Annotated in this window: 11 protein-coding genes; 6 read left to right on the forward strand and 5 right to left on the reverse strand. The window is 62.2% G+C overall.

Features of this window, described 5'->3' with window-relative positions:
• The coding region (locus VFO93_RS06660; protein WP_325133568.1) for a DUF4249 domain-containing protein at positions 1 to 1,059 on the forward strand (1,059 nt) is incomplete at its 5' end.
• A gap of 46 nt (positions 1,060 to 1,105) precedes the next feature.
• Positions 1,106 to 3,508, forward strand: a complete 2,403-nt coding sequence (locus tag VFO93_RS06665) for an MG2 domain-containing protein (RefSeq protein ID WP_325133569.1) — start codon at positions 1,106 to 1,108, stop codon at positions 3,506 to 3,508.
• Positions 3,509 to 3,589: 81 nt separating this feature from the next.
• Here VFO93_RS06665 and VFO93_RS06670 read toward each other — a convergent pair whose 3' ends face one another.
• Positions 3,590 to 4,252, reverse strand: a complete 663-nt coding sequence (locus tag VFO93_RS06670) for an SOS response-associated peptidase (protein ID WP_325133570.1) — start codon at positions 4,250 to 4,252, stop codon at positions 3,590 to 3,592.
• A gap of 134 nt (positions 4,253 to 4,386) precedes the next feature.
• Positions 4,387 to 6,030 carry an alpha-glucan family phosphorylase gene (glgP, locus tag VFO93_RS06675; protein WP_325133571.1) on the reverse strand — a complete coding sequence of 548 codons (1,644 nt, stop codon included), beginning with the start codon at positions 6,028 to 6,030 and terminating at the stop codon, positions 4,387 to 4,389.
• A 199-nt stretch (positions 6,031 to 6,229) separates the two neighbouring features.
• On the opposite strand from glgP, the gene VFO93_RS06680 reads away from it, so the two are divergent.
• From VFO93_RS06680 to VFO93_RS06690, 3 genes are all read left to right on the forward strand, one after another.
• Entirely contained in the window at positions 6,230 to 8,122 is a 1,893-nt protein-coding gene (locus VFO93_RS06680) for an alpha-amylase family glycosyl hydrolase (protein ID WP_325133572.1), read from the forward strand.
• A gap of 9 nt (positions 8,123 to 8,131) precedes the next feature.
• On the forward strand, positions 8,132 to 9,925 hold the full coding sequence (locus VFO93_RS06685) for an alpha-amylase family glycosyl hydrolase (RefSeq protein WP_325133573.1): 1,794 nt from the start codon (positions 8,132 to 8,134) through the stop codon (positions 9,923 to 9,925).
• 220 nt (positions 9,926 to 10,145) lie between these two features.
• Positions 10,146 to 11,828 (forward strand): MFS transporter, encoded by a 1,683-nt coding sequence (locus tag VFO93_RS06690; protein WP_325133574.1) that lies wholly within the window; start codon positions 10,146 to 10,148, stop codon positions 11,826 to 11,828.
• A gap of 145 nt (positions 11,829 to 11,973) precedes the next feature.
• Here VFO93_RS06690 and VFO93_RS06695 read toward each other — a convergent pair whose 3' ends face one another.
• The 3 genes from VFO93_RS06695 to ruvX all read right to left on the reverse strand — a co-directional run bounded on the left by VFO93_RS06695 (position 11,974) and on the right by ruvX (position 14,170).
• Positions 11,974 to 12,966 carry a zinc dependent phospholipase C family protein gene (locus VFO93_RS06695; RefSeq protein ID WP_325133575.1) on the reverse strand — a complete coding sequence of 331 codons (993 nt, stop codon included), beginning with the start codon at positions 12,964 to 12,966 and terminating at the stop codon, positions 11,974 to 11,976.
• Between the two features lie 164 nt (positions 12,967 to 13,130).
• Positions 13,131 to 13,754 (reverse strand): peptide deformylase, encoded by a 624-nt coding sequence (locus tag VFO93_RS06700; protein WP_325133576.1) that lies wholly within the window; start codon positions 13,752 to 13,754, stop codon positions 13,131 to 13,133.
• On the reverse strand, positions 13,751 to 14,170 hold the full coding sequence (ruvX, locus tag VFO93_RS06705; protein WP_325133577.1) for a Holliday junction resolvase RuvX: 420 nt from the start codon (positions 14,168 to 14,170) through the stop codon (positions 13,751 to 13,753). The genes VFO93_RS06700 and ruvX overlap by 4 nt, the downstream gene beginning before the upstream one ends.
• A gap of 396 nt (positions 14,171 to 14,566) precedes the next feature.
• Here ruvX and VFO93_RS06710 point away from each other — a divergent pair, with 396 nt between their 5' ends.
• Positions 14,567 to 16,258, forward strand: coding sequence for a S41 family peptidase (locus VFO93_RS06710; protein WP_325133578.1), 1,692 nt, complete (start codon positions 14,567 to 14,569; stop codon positions 16,256 to 16,258).
• Positions 16,259 to 16,454 lie beyond the last annotated feature (196 nt).

Consider the following 16,454-nt stretch of genomic DNA (forward strand, 5'->3'; position numbering starts at 1 on the left):
ATCAACGGGGCCGGGCGCACGCGCATCCAGCTCTCGCGCACCACCAACACGGCCAGCACCAGCCCCCCGCCCGCGGAGAAGGGGGCCCGGCTGACTATCGTGGACGACGCGGGCGGGCGCTATAACCTAACTGAGATTGCCAGTGGCAGCTACCGCTCCGACAGCCTGCAGCTCAACCCCGCCCGCCAGTACCAGCTGCGCATCACTACCAGCGCCAACGTGACGTATGAGTCGGCTTTAGTACCGCTCAAAATAACGCCGCCCATCGACCAGCTCAAGTGGCGACTCAATGCCAACCAGGTGCAGCTGCTACTCAGCACCCACGATGCCCGGCAGCAGTCGCGCTACTACCGCTGGGGGTTTGTCGAAACCTGGGAGTTTACTTCGGCTTATCAGTCGTCGCTGGAATACGACCGCCGACTTCAGGCGCTGAAGCCGCGCACCACGCCCATTTACACGTGCTGGCACACCGAGCGGCCCAGCGTCATCAAGCAAGCCAGCACGGCCCAGCTTAGCCAGGATGCACTGCTTGATGCCAGCCTGCTCGACCTCTCGGCCAATTCCGAGCGCTTTAAAATCCGCTACAGCGTGCTGGTAAACCAGTATGTCGAAACCCCGGAAGAGTTTGCCTACTACGAGCTGCTGCGCAGGAACACCGAGGCCGTAGGCGGGGTCAATGACCCCCTGCCTTCGCAGCTTACCGGCAACGTGCGCCGCGTCGACAACGCCACAGAGCCCGTGCTAGGCTTTGTGGGCGCGCACACTGTGCAGAGCACCCGGCTATTTATCAGTAATGCCGACCTGAAACTGCCCGCTGGCTGGCAATTCAGTACTTATTACCAAAACTGTACACAGGGAATAGAACTGTTTTTCGACCCCGTAACAAGAGCCCAAACCCTACGATACCCACATACCAGAACATTCAAATCCACTGCATACACCCCGATTGACATCGAGATGAATCCCGCCAACGGCGATACGCTGGGCTACAGCGGCTCTACTACGGCTTGTGTAGACTGCCGCAGCAACGGCGTCAATACGAAGCCAAGCTTCTGGTAGCCAATCCGCTCCTTAATTACTCTATCGCTACTTCTTATTCCTGCTCGTGCGCCTGTCTTTCCGTTCCTTTGCCTCCCACACCTGGGGCTTGTCATGCGCGCTGGCCGTTGCCGCCAGCCCGCCAGCCCTCGCCCAGGTGCCCGCCGACTCGGCTACCACGCTGGGCCGCCAACTGGCCCGCCACCAGCGCCAGGCGCTCACCGAGCAGCTGTACCTGCACCTCGACCGCCCCGCCTACGCGGCCGGCGAAACGCTGTGGCTCAAGGCCTACGCCGTGGATGGCACCTACCACCGGCCGCTGGCCATGAGCCAGGTAGCCTACGTGGAAGTGCTGGATGCCGCCCGGCAGCCCGTGGCGCAGGCCAAAATAGCCCTGGCGCAGGCCATGGGCCAGGGCTCGCTGGAGCTACCCGCCGAGCTGGCCACCGGCCGCTACGTAGTGCGCGCCTACACCAGTTGGATGAAAAACGCCGGCCCGGAATTCTATTTTCAATGCCCCATCACGGTCGTGAGCACGACCACGCCGGGCTTGGCGGCCACTACTGCCGCCAAGCCCGGCCCGGCCTACGACGTGCAGTTTTTTGCCGAAGGCGGGCAGTTGGTGCGTGGCCTGCCCGGCCGGGTGGCCTTTAAGGTAACCGACCGGCTGGGCCAGAGCGTGGCCGCCACCGGCACCGTGGCCGATGCCAGCGGGGCCACCGTCGCCACGTTTCAGACGTTGAAGTTTGGCCTGGGTAGCTTTTTACTCACGCCCACGGCGGCGGGCGCGGCCTACACCGCCACCGTGCGCCTGCCGGGCGGCGCGGTGCTCAGCCAAAAGCTGCCGGCCGTGGCCGAGCAGGGCTACAGCCTGCTCGTGGCCGATGACAGCCCGCGCCAGCTCACCGTGGCCGTGCAGGCACAGCTTGCGCCGCCCGGCGCCCCGCTACGCCTGCTGGCTCACACCGGCCAGCAAATCACGGTAGCCGCCGAGGCCACGCTGGCCAACGGCCGCGCCACGTTCGTAGTTGATAAACAGCGGCTAAAGCCGGGCATCACGCATTTCACGATATTCAGCGGGCGGCAGCCGGTGGCCGAGCGGCTGTACTTCCGGCGGCCAGCACGCGGGCTGGCGGTGCGGGGCAGCGCCTCGGCGGCAGCCTACGGGCCGCGCAGCGCCGTGCGCCTGCAAGTGAGCGCCCCCCAGGCGGCCGCGCTGTCGATGGCCGTGTACCGGCTCGATAGCTTGTCGGCCACCGCGCCGGCCGACATCAGCAGCTACCTGCTGCTGGCCAACGATTTGAAAGGCTATATCGAAGACGCGGGCTACTACTTCCGCGACTCCAGCGCCGTGGCCCGGCAGGCCGCCGACAACCTGATGCTAACCCAGGGCTGGCGGCGCTTTCGGTGGGCCGAGGTGCTGGCCGGGCAAGCGCCCGCTGTGCCCTTCGCGCCTGAGCTGAATGGCTACCTGCTGCAAGGGCGCGTGCGCCAGGCCAGCGGCGCACCGGCGGCGGGCGTGCCCGCCTACCTGTCGCTGCCGGGCCGGTCGTTCTGGTTTGGCACCTCCGTGAGCCGGGCCGATGGGCTGGTGCAGTTTGAGCTGCCGCGCACCTACGGGCTGCGTAAGCTGGTATTGCAACCGAATACGATGCGTGACAGTACGTATCAGGTTGAGCTGCTGAGCCCCTACACGGCGGGCGGCGGCTGGGCGGCGCCCGGCCTGCCGCCGCTGGCCAGCCGCCTGGCCCCTGCCCTCACCGAGCGCCACGTGCAGCTACAGGCACGGCGCGTTTTTCCGGTTGCGCCGCGCTACCTGCCCGTGGCCACCGACACGGTGGCCTTTTATGGCCGCGCCGACGAGCGCTACCGCCTCGACGACTACACCCGCTTTCCGTCGCTGGAAGACGTGATGCGCGAGTACGTGCCCGGCGTGCTGGTGCGCAAGCGCAAGGATGGTTTTCACTTTATGGTAGTTGACCGGCCCCACCACCTCAATTTGCAGGAAAACCCACTGACGCTGCTCGATGGCCTGCCCATCTTCGACCTCAACCAGCTGATGGCTTTCGACCCGCTCAAAATCAAGACCCTCGACGTAATGGCCAGCCGCTACTTCCTGGGGCCGCAGGTGTATGATGGCCTGGTGAGCTACCGCACCTACAAGGGCGACCTCGGTGGCTACCCGCTCAGCGCGCACGCGCTGCTCGAAGAGTACGAAACCCTGCAAGTGCCCCGCGAATTTTACGCCCCGCGCTACGACACCGAAACCCAGCAACGCAGCCGCCTGCCCGATTTGCGCAACCTGCTTTACTGGAACCCTGCCATTAACCTAGCCGCTGGCAAATCGCAAACCCTGGATTTTTTCACCTCCGACCAAGCCGGGCGCTACCTCGTCGTAACGCAGGGCCTCACGCCTGATGGGCAATTGGGCAGCACTAGCTTTTCGTTTGAAGTAAAACCAGCTTTATAGAAAGCGCAAAAAGAGCGGTGGCGAAACGGCAGATAATTGATTAACGCATCCGTCGTTTCGCCACCGCTCTTTCTGCGCTTTCTATGCCGCCGCCAGCACGTCCGCATCGTTGTGTGCGGGCGAGTTGACGCGCGTTGTGATGGCGTATTCCTTCATCAGCGCCGTATCGTAGGGCACCAGCAGCTGCTGGTGCTGCGCGGCACTCAGGTCGTCGGCCAGCCAGGCGTGCTCAGCGTCGGGACCAGGCAAGATGACGGGCATGCGATTGTGGAGCTTGGCCATCAGCTCGTTGGGCTCGGTCGTGATGATGGTGAACGTGGGATGCACCTCACCCGACGCTTTATCAACCCACTCGTCCCAGAGCCCGGCAAAGGCAAACGGCTCCTCGCTTTTCAGCAAAATGCGGTGCGGAACCTTACCCCGCTCGGTAGTCTGCCATTCGTAGAAGGAGTCGGCCAGCACCAGGCAGCGCCGCCGCGCCAGCAGTTGCCGGAAGCTGGGCTTCTCGGCCAGCGTCTCGGCGCGAGCATTGATGGGCTTGGGGCCGCCGGCCGGGTCGCGGCTCCAGGCGGGCACTAAGCCCCAGCTCACGAGCTGAATCTGGCCGGGCGCGGCATTAGTAATGATGGGCAGCGCCTGCGAAGGCGCGGCGTTGTAGTTGGGCGCGGGCGCGGCGGCTTCTTTGGCATTAAAGCGCTTGGCCAGCGTCGGCGCGGGGGCGATAACAGTGTAACGGCCACACATAAAAACTGTCATGCTGAGCTTGCGAAGCATCCTATCACGTTTGCAAGGCATGGTTAGTATTTCTAACGTTTGCCTAGCGTGATGAGATGCTTCGCAAGCTCAGCATGACAGTTTTTGGGCACTAGCTCAGCTACTTATTTGTAGAGCTGCTCGTAGTACTCCTTGGCCATGCGGCCGCTCTCAAACGCGGGCTCCACGTCCTTCATCGCCGCCTTGCGGATTTTGGTGAACTGCACCGGCATGTCGTAGTACAGCGCTACAGCCTTTTCGAGCACGTTGTACAGCGTGTTGGCCTCGATGGTGTCCTTCTCGTTTTCGGGCAGCTTCTCGTCGGCGTGCTCGATGATGAAGCAGTTTTCGCCATCCTTGGCAAACTCCGGAATCCAGCCGTCGGCGATGCTGACGCTCACGCAGGCGTTCATGGCGGCGGTCATGCCGCTGGTACCGCTGGCCTCGCGGGGGTAGCGCGGGGTATTCAGCCACAGGTCAGAGCCTTTTTTTAGCTCGGCGCTCAGGCCCAGCTCGTAGCCCACGAGCACGGCGCAACGCTTCAGGTCTTTGGTATTCTTGATGATATTGTTGAAAATATCAATCGCGCCGAAGTCCTTGGGGTACGGCTTACCGGCCCAAATAACCTGCACGGGGCGCTCGTCGTTGGTCACGAGCTTTTCGAACTTCTCGAAATCGCGCAAAATGAGGTCAGCGCGCTTGTAGCTGGCGAAGCGGCGGGCCCACACGATGGTCAGTACCTCGGGGTCGAGCAGGGTGCCGGTCTGGTCGGCCACGGTTTTGAAAAGCTCTTTTTTCAGCTCCTTTTTGCGGGCTAGCAGGGCGGTGTCGTCCTTCCCTTTGAGGGCGGCGGCCAGCTCAGGGTCGCGCCAATAGGTGCCGTTTTGGGCGTTGGTGATGGAGATGATGGGGCAAATGCCTTCGTAATGACCCCACATTTCGCGGGCCACGCCGCCGTGCACCTTACTCACGCCGTTGGCCTTGCGGGCAAAGCGCAGGGCGGTGAGGGTGTAGTTGAGCGAGTCGCCGGCCACGCGGGCCACGTCGCGCACCTCCTGCTCGGGCACGCCGCAGAAGAACGACATCTTCTGGAGCAGCGCCATCGGGTGCTCCTCGTTGCCGGCCAGCTCGGGGGTGTGGGTGGTGAAAACCAGGCGCTTCTGCACCTCGGCCAAGTTGCGGCCGTGCTTTTCGTAGAGGTAAAACGCCAGCGGCAGGCCGTGGCCCTCGTTGAGGTGGTACACGTCGGTTTGGCGACCCAGCACATCGAGCAGCTTGCCGCCGCCGATGCCCAGCAGCATGCTTTGGGCTACGCGGGCCGCCGTGTCCGGGTCGTAGAGGTGGTGCGAAATAGTGCGCGAAATGAAGTCATTCTCCTCAATATCAGTGGTGAGGAAGAACATGGGCGCGGTGCCAAACGTGTCGGGCGCCAGGTACAGCGCCTTCACGTGCACCTCGGCATCGTGGATGATGATGGGGAACACGAGGCCGGTGTCTTCGAGAAACGAGTAATTTTTCTCGATGAAGGCGGCTTTCATGCTCTGGTCGGCGTCGCGCACCTGGTCGTAGTAGCCGTAGGTCCATAAAATGCCGATGCCGATGAGGTTTTGCTTGAGCTCGTAGGCCGAGCGCATGTGCGAGCCGGCCAAAAAGCCGAGGCCGCCCGAGTAGCTTTTGAGGGCCTGGTCGAGGGCAAACTCCATCGAGAAGTACGCCACGGGCGTTTTGTACTTGGCGGCCGGCGCGGGGGCCTTAAACTGAAATGCCATAGGGAAAGAAAGAAGCAGGTAGCATCCTGCCGGTTAGAGAGGTGTTGGATGATGCAAAAGCTCTTGGCAAGCTTTTGCGCCTACGTATAGTTTGGGTTTGGCGACGCAAGTACGGGCAAAAGTCGCGTTCCGAAAACGATTCCGAAGCCGCTTGCCGTACTTTGTAGAACGTTATCTTTTTGCTTCTTTCCCTACCCCCATGTCCTCATTTTCTTCTCTGCTGCGCGCGGCGGCCCTGGCGGCCGGCCTATTGCCCACCCTGGCGCTGGCCGGCGCGCCGGCCCCCGGCCCGGCCGCCGCTACCGCCCGCCCCGCCGCCAAGGCCAGCCCCATCACCCGCATCGACCCCACCAACTGGTTTGTGGGCATGAAAAACCCCCAGGTGCAGCTATTGGTGAATGCGCCCGGCATCGCCAGCAGCCAGGTGAGCTTGGCCGCCTACCCAGGCGTCACGCTCGACGGGTTTCAGAAGCTCGAAAGCCCCAACTACCTGATGGTGAACCTCACCATCGCGCCGCAGGCGCAGCCCGGCCAGCTCAAGCTCCAGTTTAAGGGCGACAAAAGCTTTACCTATAATTATGAGCTGCGCCCGCGCAACCAGGACCCGGCGCGGGTGCAGGGCCTCACGCAGGCCGATTTTATTTACTTCCTGATGCCCGACCGTTTCTCGAACGGCAACCCCAAAAACGACATCGTGAAGGGTACCCGCGCCCCGCGCATGAGCCGCGACTCGATGTACGCCCGCCACGGCGGCGACCTCCAGGGCATAGCAAACCACTTTGCGTATCTCAAGCAGCTGGGTGTCACGGCCATCTGGCCCACGCCCATCATCGAAAACGACATGCCCAAGGCGAGCTACCACGGCTACGCCGTCACGGACTGCTACAAGGTAGACCCGCGCTACGGCACGAATGCTGAGTACGTGCAGTTTGTCAAGAACGCCCATAATCAGGGGCTTAAGGTGATTCAGGATATCGTGCTCAATCACTGGGGCAGCTACCACCACTTGTTCTTGGACAAGCCGGCGGCCGACTGGTTCCACGCCTTCCCCACCTTCACGCGCAGCAACTACAACGCCTACCCCCTCAACGACCCCTACGCTTCCAAGCGCGACTACAAGCTGTTCAACGACGGCTGGTTCGACACCTCCATGCCTGACGTGAACCAGAGTAATCCACTGGTATCTACCTATTTAATTCAGAACTTCCTGTGGTGGGTCGAGACGACGGGCCTCGATGGCTACCGCATCGACACCTACCCCTATTCGGAGCCTAAGTTCTTGATGGACTGGGGCAAGGCTATTCAGGAGGAATACCCCAAGCTGGCTATGTTTGGCGAGGCCTGGGAGGGCACGGAGGCCGAGCAGGCATTTTTTGCCCAGAATATCTTCCCGCCCGTCAACGGCTTTAAGTCGAACCTGCCGGGCGTGCTCGATTTCCAAATGTGCTTCGGCATCAGCGACGCGCTGAATAGCGGCGACCTCACCAAGCTCTACCGCTCCCTGCAAGGAGACTGGATGTACGTGGACGCCACGCGCAACGTGCCGTTTTTGGACAACCACGACATGAGCCGCTTCTACTCGGTTATCGGTGAAGACTTTGCGAAGTTCAAGATGGGCATTGCCTGGCTCCTGACCTTGCGCGGCACGCCGCAGCTCTACTATGGCACCGAGGTGCTGATGAAGAACTTCTCGGACCCCGATGGCAAGGTGCGCGAGGACTTCCCCGGCGGCTGGGCTGGCGATAAGAAGAACTACTTCGTGTCGCGGCCGGGCCAGGCGGGCGAGGCGTTCGACTACGTGAGCAAGCTCGGCACCTACCGCAAGTCGCACCCCGTGTTGAGTTCGGGCAAGCTCATGCAGTTTCTGCCGCAGGATGGCGTGTACACCTATTTCCGGTACAACGACGGCGAGTGCGTGATGGTCATTGCCAACAACACCAAGGAGGAAAAAACGGTAGACGGCACGCGCTACGCCGAGCGCACGCAGGGCTTCTCGACCGGGACCGAGGTAGTGAGCGGGGCGGTTATTTCGGATTTGAAGACCTTGAAGGTGCCGGCGCACACGGCTTGGGTAGTAGAATTGCGTAAGTAGCCCCTGCTTATGCGACTTTTCACCCTGGCGGCCAGCTTACTGCTGGCCGCCCTAGCCTCTCCCCTCGTGGCCCAAACTCCCAACGACCCGAACACCACCGCCGAAACCCTGATAGATAACAAGCTCATTATCTACCAAATGCTCCCGCGTCTGTTCGGCAACAAAGTAGCCCTGAACAAAGCCTACGGCACCATCCAGGAAAACGGCTGCGGCAAGTTCAACGACATCAACGACCTGGCCCTGACCAAAATTAAGGACCTGGGCGTGTCGCACGTGTGGTACACCGGCGTGCTCGAACACGCCACCATGACGCCCTACCCCGGCCTGCCCGCCGACGATGCCGACGTGGTAAAAGGCCGCGCCGGCTCGCCCTACGCCATCCGCGACTACTACAACGTAGACCCCGACCTGGCCACCACGCCCCAAACCCGCCTCGCCGAGTTTGAGGCCCTCGTGAAGCGCACCCACGCCCACGGCCTCAAGGTCATTATCGACTTCATTCCCAACCACGTAGCGCGCTCCTACAAGTCCACTTCCAAGCCCGCCGGCGTGGTAGACCTGGGCGCGAAAGACGACCAAAGCCAAGCCTTCGCGCCCAACAACAACTACTACTACGTGCCCGGCAAACGCTTCGTAGTGCCTGCCGGCTACAACCCCCTGGGCCCGCTGCAAGGCCCGCGCGAGGACCACAAGTACAACGAGTTTCCGGCCAAAGCCACCGGCAACGACGTGTTTACGGAGGCGCCCAGCGTCGATGACTGGTTTGAAACCATCAAGCTCAACTACGGCGTCGATTACCAGCACGGCCGCAAGACCTACTTCGAGCCCATCCCCGATACCTGGCTGAAGATGAAGGATATCCTGGTCTTTTGGGCCAAGAAAAACGTCGATGGCTTCCGCTGCGACATGGCCGAAATGGTGCCCGTCGAGTTTTGGGCCTGGGTTATTCCGCAGATAAAGCAGGTGCGGCCCGGCATCGTCTTCATCGGCGAGGCCTACAACCCCAAGGAGTACGGCACCTATTTCACCAAGGGCCACTTCGATTTTCTGTATGATAAAGTGGGCCTTTACGACGGCCTGCGCCGCCTGATGCGTCAGGAAGGCACCACCGACGACATCACCCACGTCTGGAAAACGGAGAGCCGCGGCTACGGCTCGCAGATGCTGCGCTTCCTCGAAAACCATGACGAGCAGCGCATTGCGTCCAAAGAGTTTGCCACCGACCCGCGCCGCGCCATCCCGGCTATGACCGTGTCGGCCACCCTAGGCTCGGGCCCGGTAATGCTCTACATGGGCCAGGACGTGGCCGAGCCCGCCCACGGCGTGGCCGGATTCAACACCGGCGACGGCCGCACTACGCTCTTCGACTACTGGGGTATGCCCGAGCACCAGAAATGGATGAACCAAGGCAAGTTTGACGGCGCCAAACTCAGCCCCGCCCAAAAGCAGTTGCACGACTTCTACAAGCGCCTGCTCACGCTGGCGGGCAGCAGCGAGGCCATCCGTAAGGGCCAGTTCTACGAGTTGCAGGATGCCAACAACCTCAACAAAGAGTACGACCAGCACAAGCTCTACGCCTTTATGCGCTACACGGCGGGCCAAAAGGTGCTGATAGTCGTCAATTTCAGCGATACCCAAACCTACACTCCTACCCTACTCCTGCCCGACGCCGTGCAGAAGCTGATGGGCCTCGACCCCAAGCAGCCGCACAGCTACCGCGACCTGCTGAACGGCGGCGAACCCAAATCTGACCTCAGGCTGACGCTGGCTCCGCTGGCGGCTATGGTCTTAGAAATCAAATAGCCATCTGTCATGCTGAGCGCAGCGTAGCGGAGCCGAAGCATCTCTACCGGATAACTGACATCTTACGCTCAGCAACGAAGCGATAGAGATGCTTCGACTCCGCTACGCTGCGCTCAGCATGACGATGGACGCTTGTTTCCACCTGACAGCCACCGCTTCCTGAATCGATTTCGGTGCTTACCTTTCCAGACTAAACTTCCCACCCCCAATTCGTTACCCAATGGCAGGCTCCGGCGTTACCATCGACAACCCCAACATGCGGGCCAAGCCGCGCCTCAGCTTCTGGCAAATCTGGAACATGAGCTTCGGCTTCCTGGGTATCCAGTTTGGATTCGAGCTGCAAAACTCCAACGTGAGCCGCATTTTCGAAACGTTAGGGGCTAACAAGGACGACCTGCCACTGCTCTGGATTGCGGCCCCACTCACCGGGCTGCTGGTGCAGCCCATCATTGGCTATTTTTCCGACCGCACCTGGCACCCTACCTGGGGGCGGCGGCGGCCGTTTTTCTTTGTGGGCGCGCTACTGGCTACGCTGGCCCTGTTTTTCATGCCCAACTCGGGCTCGCTGCTGGTGGCGGCCAGTATGCTCTGGATTATGGATGCCAGCATCAACATCTCGATGGAGCCGTTCCGGGCCTTCGTGGGCGATTTGCTGCCGGCCAATCAGCGCACGACAGGCTTTGCCACGCAGAGCTTTTTCATCGGCGTAGGGTCGGTGATTGCGGCCTGCCTGCCGTGGCTGTTCACCAACGTGTTCAATATTGCCAACACGGCACCGCAGGGCGTCATTCCGCCTTCGGTGAAGTACGCCTTTTACCTGGGCGGCGCGGCGCTGTTTCTAACGGTGATGTACACGGTGTTTACTACTCGCGAGTACCCGCCGGTAGATATGGCCGAGTTTGAGCGCGAAAAGAAGGAAGGCAGCATGTTTGGCGGCATTACTGCCTCGTTTATGGGCATTTTCAACATGCCCAAGTCCATGAGTCAACTTGCCGTAGTGCAGCTCTTTACGTGGTTTGCGCTGTTTGCCATGTGGATTTACTCGACCAACGCCGTGACCAGCAACATCTACAACATGCGCGTCAGCGGCAACCTGTACCAGAAGATAGTGCAGCAGGTAAACCAGGCCTCTGCCGCAGTGAAAGACGCGCCTAGCAAGAGCTTTTTCGACCTGAGCCAGACCACCGAGGCAGAGAAAAAGGTGAAAGAGCTAGGCGCCCTGCGCGCCGATATCGCCGACATCGCCGCCCACCAGGCGGGCACTACCGACAAGGTTATTACAACCAACCTGGCCGGCTACGCGTTGAAAAACGGCCAGCTTGCCCCCGCCGAAAGCGCTGACCTCAAGCGGGTGCAGCAGCAGTACAACGACGGGGCCGACTGGCTGGGCATCTGCTCGTCGGTGCGCAACGGAGTGGCGGCCATCTTCGCGTTTCTGCTGCCCGTGCTGGCCCGCCGCACCAGCCGCCGCTTCACCCACATGCTGTGCCTCGTTGTGGGTGGGCTGGGGCTGATTTCGCTGAGCTTGGTGCACGACCCGCGCCTGCTACTCGGGTCGATGGCGCTGGTGGGCATTGCCTGGGCCAGTATTCTATCGATGCCCTACGCCATGCTGGCCGGCGCGTTACCCGCTAATAAAATGGGTTACTACATGGGCGTGTTCAACTTCTTCATCGTGACGCCGCAAATTATCGCCTCGGTGGGCCTTGGCTTTCTGACCAATCACCTCTTCAACGGCAACACAATGGGCGCGCTGGTGCTGGGCGGGGCCGGCATGATACTCGGCGGCCTCCTCACCCTACGCGTGCAGGACACCGACGATATCCGCCTGCCTAACAACCTGACACCCGCCGAGAACCTCGCCTACGAGGGCTCGCTGGCCGACGCCAACCCGAACGTATAAACAACGCGCCCGTCATGCAGAGCACAGCGAAGCATCTCGCGTGGCGCAGTAATCAAAACGCAAACAACGAGGCGAGCGAGATGCTTCGCTGCGCTCTGCATGACAATTACACCCCAAAAGCGCCGGCCCACCAGCCGGCGCTTTTTTATTCATCGTGCCCCGGAATGGCCGCCGCCGGCGCGGCCACTGCCCCTTGGCGCTCCTTCTCGCTGGCCAGTTCCTCGGCCGTAGAAGGCTGCTGCCGCTGCTGGCTCAAGTCGGGCTGGCCGGCATCGACCCAGCAGGTGTACCAGAAGGCCCCGATGAGCCGCGCCGCGTAGCGCAACTGCCGCTCTACCTGCCCATTGAGCCGCTGGTGATACGCCTGACTAAACTCCCGCGAGTAGGTGCGGATGGTCTGCCGGCCGCGCTGTTCGTAGCCATATTTACGGTCTTCGCTGAGCTCGGCCGTGAGCTGGCGCTCCATTGTGAACACCGAATCCAGGGCGGCATGGGCGCGCTCCACGGCCAGCCAGGCGGCTTCGGTGGGGTTGTCGAGGTAGGGCGCCTGGCCGGTGAGCAGGTCGTAGCTCGTGCCGTTCAGCTCGGGCAGGCGCGACTCCCAGAGCGCGTGGATGCCGCGCTGGTTGGTGAGTTGGCCGTTGTAGTTGCGGGTGGTGTGCAGGGGCACACAGGCATCGGCCACATAGTGCCCAAGGTCGGCGGCAAGGTGCAGAATGCGGTCGGTATCGTGCTCTTTGAAGGCAGCCGTGAGCTGGCCTTTCATACGCGCCACTTGCCATGGCACGATGCCGTGGCGCAGCAGCGAGTCTTCGCCGCCCACCAGCGCCACCGCGTCGGCGTAGGCGCGGGGCAGGCCCCGGCCGTGGCGCGTGAGGGCGCTGTCGCCGTAGGCATCCACATCTAGAAAATGGCGCGGGGCCTCGGTGGGCACCACCGTGCGCCGCGAGTCAGGCCGCGTGGCGTTAGTAGTAAGGTAGTCGATGTTGGCCTTGAAAAACGGCAGCATCTCGGGCGGCAGCGTGTACACGGCAAGCCGGTTGAGCAGCCGATGCCCGTAGAAACCCCAGGCGTGGGCGGGACTAGCCGAGCCCAGAAGCAGCAGCGGGAACAGAAGCCAACAATAGCGGTTTTTCACGCCACCAAATTACACGCACCGCGCAGATTACTAAGTCTTTCGTGATACTTGTTACCGTCTACTTTCTGAGAACCAGCGTAGCTAAATCCGTAAAACGGCAAAACCGGCTTACCTCACAGGATAAGCCGGTTTTGCCGTTTTACTAGTTTCCGCCTGCGCGCAGCCTAGCGCCGCCCGCTGGCCGGAAATTTCATGCGGTAGTCGTGCCGCACGTCGCCCTTGCTGATGCGGGCGAGCTTGCCTTTCAGCAGTTGCTTTTTGAAAGCCGATAGCTTGTCGGTGAACAAGATACCTTCCAAATGGTCGTACTCGTGCTGGATGATGCGGGCGGCCATGCCGCTGAACGCCTCCTCGTGCACCTGGCGGTTTTCGTCCTCGTAGCGCAGCACGATATGGGGGCAGCGCATCACGTTTTCGCGCACGCCGGGGATGCTCAGGCAGCCTTCCTCGAAGCCCCACTGCTCGCCGGTTTCGCTCAGCATCTGGGGGTTGATGAAGGCGCGCTTTACGGGCACCTCGGCGGGGGCGGCCTGGGTAGCGGCGTCGAGCGGCTCAGTAGTCGATTCGTCATCGTCGTCGGGCTCCACCATCGGGCCCGAGTCCATCACAAACAACCGGATGCCCTTGCCAATCTGGGGCGCGGCGAGGCCCACGCCGGCGGCCGAATACATGGTTTCGAACATATCCTGCACCAGCTGGCTCAGCTCGGCGGCGGGCAGGTCGGCGGCGATGTCCTTGGCGCGGGTTTTCAGCACCTGGTCGCCCACGGCAACAATCGGGTAAATCATTGGCTTAATGGTGATTCTAGAAAAGACTGAAGAATAATCGTCGCGCTCACCTTGTCCACGGTGGCCTTGTCCTGCCGCGCCTTGCGGCCCAGGCCGCCGGCCAGCATGGCCTGCTTGGCGAGGCGCGAGGTAAAGCGCTCGTCCATCTCATGCACGGGCACAGCGGGCAGCTCGCGGCGCAGGCGGCGCAGCAGCCCCACCACGGCGCTGGTCGAGTCGGTGGGCTCATTGAGCAGCGTGCGGGGCATCCCTACCACGATGGCTTTCAGTGGCTCGCGCTGGTGGTAAGCCAGCACGAAGGCCACCAAATCCTTGCTGTGGATGGTGTCGAGCGGCGTGGCAATGAGGCCGAGCGGGTCCGTCACGGCGAGGCCCACGCGCTTGTGGCCGTAATCGATGGCGAGGGTGCGGGCCATGCCGATAGAGAGAAAAGTGAGCGATGCGAAGCCTGGCGACTTCGGCGCAAAGATACGGCCTCGGGCCAGCCCGCGCCGGGATTGCCGGGCTGGCCCGAGGCTGGTGAGACGGGCTTAGCTACCCGTTTCAATCAGCTCGCCTAAGCAAGGGCAGCTTTACTATCCTTTATAACTTAAATCATATTTAATTTTAATTATAAGCAACAACTTGAGCAGATATTTTTTGAATAAAACTATTTTTTATACGCTTTTATTGTTTCTAAATAAGAATATCATATCACTAATTACAGAAAGTAGAAATGATGTCAACAATCTGTTTTTAACACCTAAAAATTGTATTAATTTTGAAATAGCTCCTTATGCCCCAGCAAGAAACAATCTCTTTTCTGCCCGTTCATGCTTCCTTCGCCGCCACTACCCGAGCCTTTGGCTGCCCCTGCGCCCGCTGCCCGTTTGCACACGGGTGGGCCGCGCTGGCGGGCGTTCTTGCTGCTGGCACTGGCCTTCGGCAGCGGCCTGCTGATGGCGGGTAACCCGTTCCGGCCTTCGTCGTCCAACCCGGCGGGCACGGCGCGGGCCTACCTGCGCTTCAAGGAAATCCTGAGCTATGTGGACCGCGACTACGTGGACTCGGCCGATACGGAGGGCCTTACCGACTACGCCGTGGCCCAGATGCTTGCCAAGCTCGACCCGCACTCGGTGTACCTGCCGGCTGCCGAGCGCGAAAAAGCCGACGCTCTTTTGCAGGGCAGCTTTGAGGGCGTGGGACTCGATTTTTACTTTTTTCGCGACACGGCCACCGTGGCTGGCACGCTGCGCGGCGGCCCGGCCGAAGACGCCGGCCTGCGCCCCGGCGACCGCCTGCTGCGCGTGGGCACCACGGCCGTGGCCGGCGCGCACTGCACCACGGGGCAACTGACACAGCTGCTGCGCGGCAGCCGGGGCAGCTCGGTGGCCTTGCTGGTGAGCCGCCCCGGCCAGCCGCACCCGCTCAATTTTGCGGTGGCGCGCCGCCGCCTGCCCAACCCCTCGGTGGAAACCGGCGTGCTGCTGGCCGACGGCAGCACGGGCTACCTCAAGGTAAATCGCTTTGCGACCGATACTTACGACGAGTTTAAGAAGGAGCTCGGCGGCCTGCGCCAGCAAAGCATAAAGAGCCTGGTGCTCGACCTGCGCGGCAACCCCGGCGGCTACCTCGACCGCGCCACGCGCCTGGCCGACGAGTTCATCAGCGGCTCGCGCAAGCTAGTGTACACCGATGGCAAAGGCGAGCAGTACGACACCCAGACCTACGCGCATGTGCCCGGCGACTGGGAGCAGGGCACGCTGGTGGTGCTGGTAGACGAGGGCAGTGCCTCGGCCGCCGAGGTGCTGGCCGGCGCCCTGCAAGACCACGACCGCGCCCTGCTCATCGGGCGGCGCACCTACGGCAAGGGCTTAGTACAACAGCCTATCGCCCTGCAAGATGGCGGCGAGTTGCGCCTCACCATCGCCCGCTACTACACGCCCGCCGGCCGCTGCATCCAGAAGCCCTACGGCGCCGATAAGGCCAGCTACCAGCAGGAGCTGGCCGAGCGCGAGCGCCGCGGTGAGTTTGCCTCGGCCGACCACGTACCGGTGGCCAAGGAGCTGCGCTTTCGCACCGACCACGGCCGGCCGGTATACGGCGGCGGCGGCATCATCCCCGACGTGTTTGTACCCCGCGACTCGCTCGCGCATTGTGCTTATTTTGAGCAGCTTTGCCGCAAGGGTGTGCTGCGGGCCGGCGCGCTGGCTCTGTACCAGCGCCGCCGCGTCGCGCTGGCTGGCCTGCGGCCCGAGCAGTTCCTCAGCACCTTCCAGGTATCCGAAACCGAGCTGGCCGACGTGGGCCGCCTAGCCCGGCTGGCGGGCCTGGCCCCCAATGCCGCCGCCCAACGGCGCTGCGCGCCGCTACTGCGCCTGCACCTGAAATCGTATATCGCCCAGAGTCTGTTTGGGGCGGAAGCGGGCCACGCCGTGCTGCGGGCCGAAGATGCCGAATTGCAGCAGGCGCTGCAATCGGTGAAAGATGGGCCAGCGCTGCTGGCGCTGCTGCACCAGTCGTAAGAAGCGAGCAGGCGCTGGCCGCCGTTTAGCGCGCAGCGCGCAACGGCAGGCCGACCAGTGGGGTCAGTTTCCAAACTCACTGCCGCGCAGCGGCAAGCAACGCCCGGCGAGCACTACCATCCTGCTCTACCTACGCGAGTCGGGAGACTCGCCCCACTGGTCGGCCTGCCGTTACGCGCTGCGCGCTAAACGGCGG

The organism is Hymenobacter sp., assembly GCF_035709525.1.
GTDB lineage: Bacteria > Bacteroidota > Bacteroidia > Cytophagales > Hymenobacteraceae > Hymenobacter.

What these genes read in the sequence shown, in the direction of transcription:
- VFO93_RS06690 (WP_325133574.1), top strand. Translation starts at nt 10,146, where the DNA reads ATGGCAGGCTCCGGCGTTACCATCGACAACCCCAACATGCGGGCCAAG.
- VFO93_RS06680 (WP_325133572.1), top strand. Translation starts at nt 6,230, where the DNA reads ATGTCCTCATTTTCTTCTCTGCTGCGCGCGGCGGCCCTGGCGGCCGGC.
- ruvX (WP_325133577.1), bottom strand. Translation starts at nt 14,170, where the DNA reads ATGGCCCGCACCCTCGCCATCGATTACGGCCACAAGCGCGTGGGCCTC.
- VFO93_RS06710 (WP_325133578.1), top strand. Translation starts at nt 14,567, where the DNA reads ATGCTTCCTTCGCCGCCACTACCCGAGCCTTTGGCTGCCCCTGCGCCC.
- VFO93_RS06700 (WP_325133576.1), bottom strand. Translation starts at nt 13,754, where the DNA reads ATGATTTACCCGATTGTTGCCGTGGGCGACCAGGTGCTGAAAACCCGC.
- VFO93_RS06685 (WP_325133573.1), top strand. Translation starts at nt 8,132, where the DNA reads ATGCGACTTTTCACCCTGGCGGCCAGCTTACTGCTGGCCGCCCTAGCC.
- VFO93_RS06670 (WP_325133570.1), bottom strand. Translation starts at nt 4,252, where the DNA reads ATGTGTGGCCGTTACACTGTTATCGCCCCCGCGCCGACGCTGGCCAAG.
- glgP (WP_325133571.1), bottom strand. Translation starts at nt 6,030, where the DNA reads ATGGCATTTCAGTTTAAGGCCCCCGCGCCGGCCGCCAAGTACAAAACG.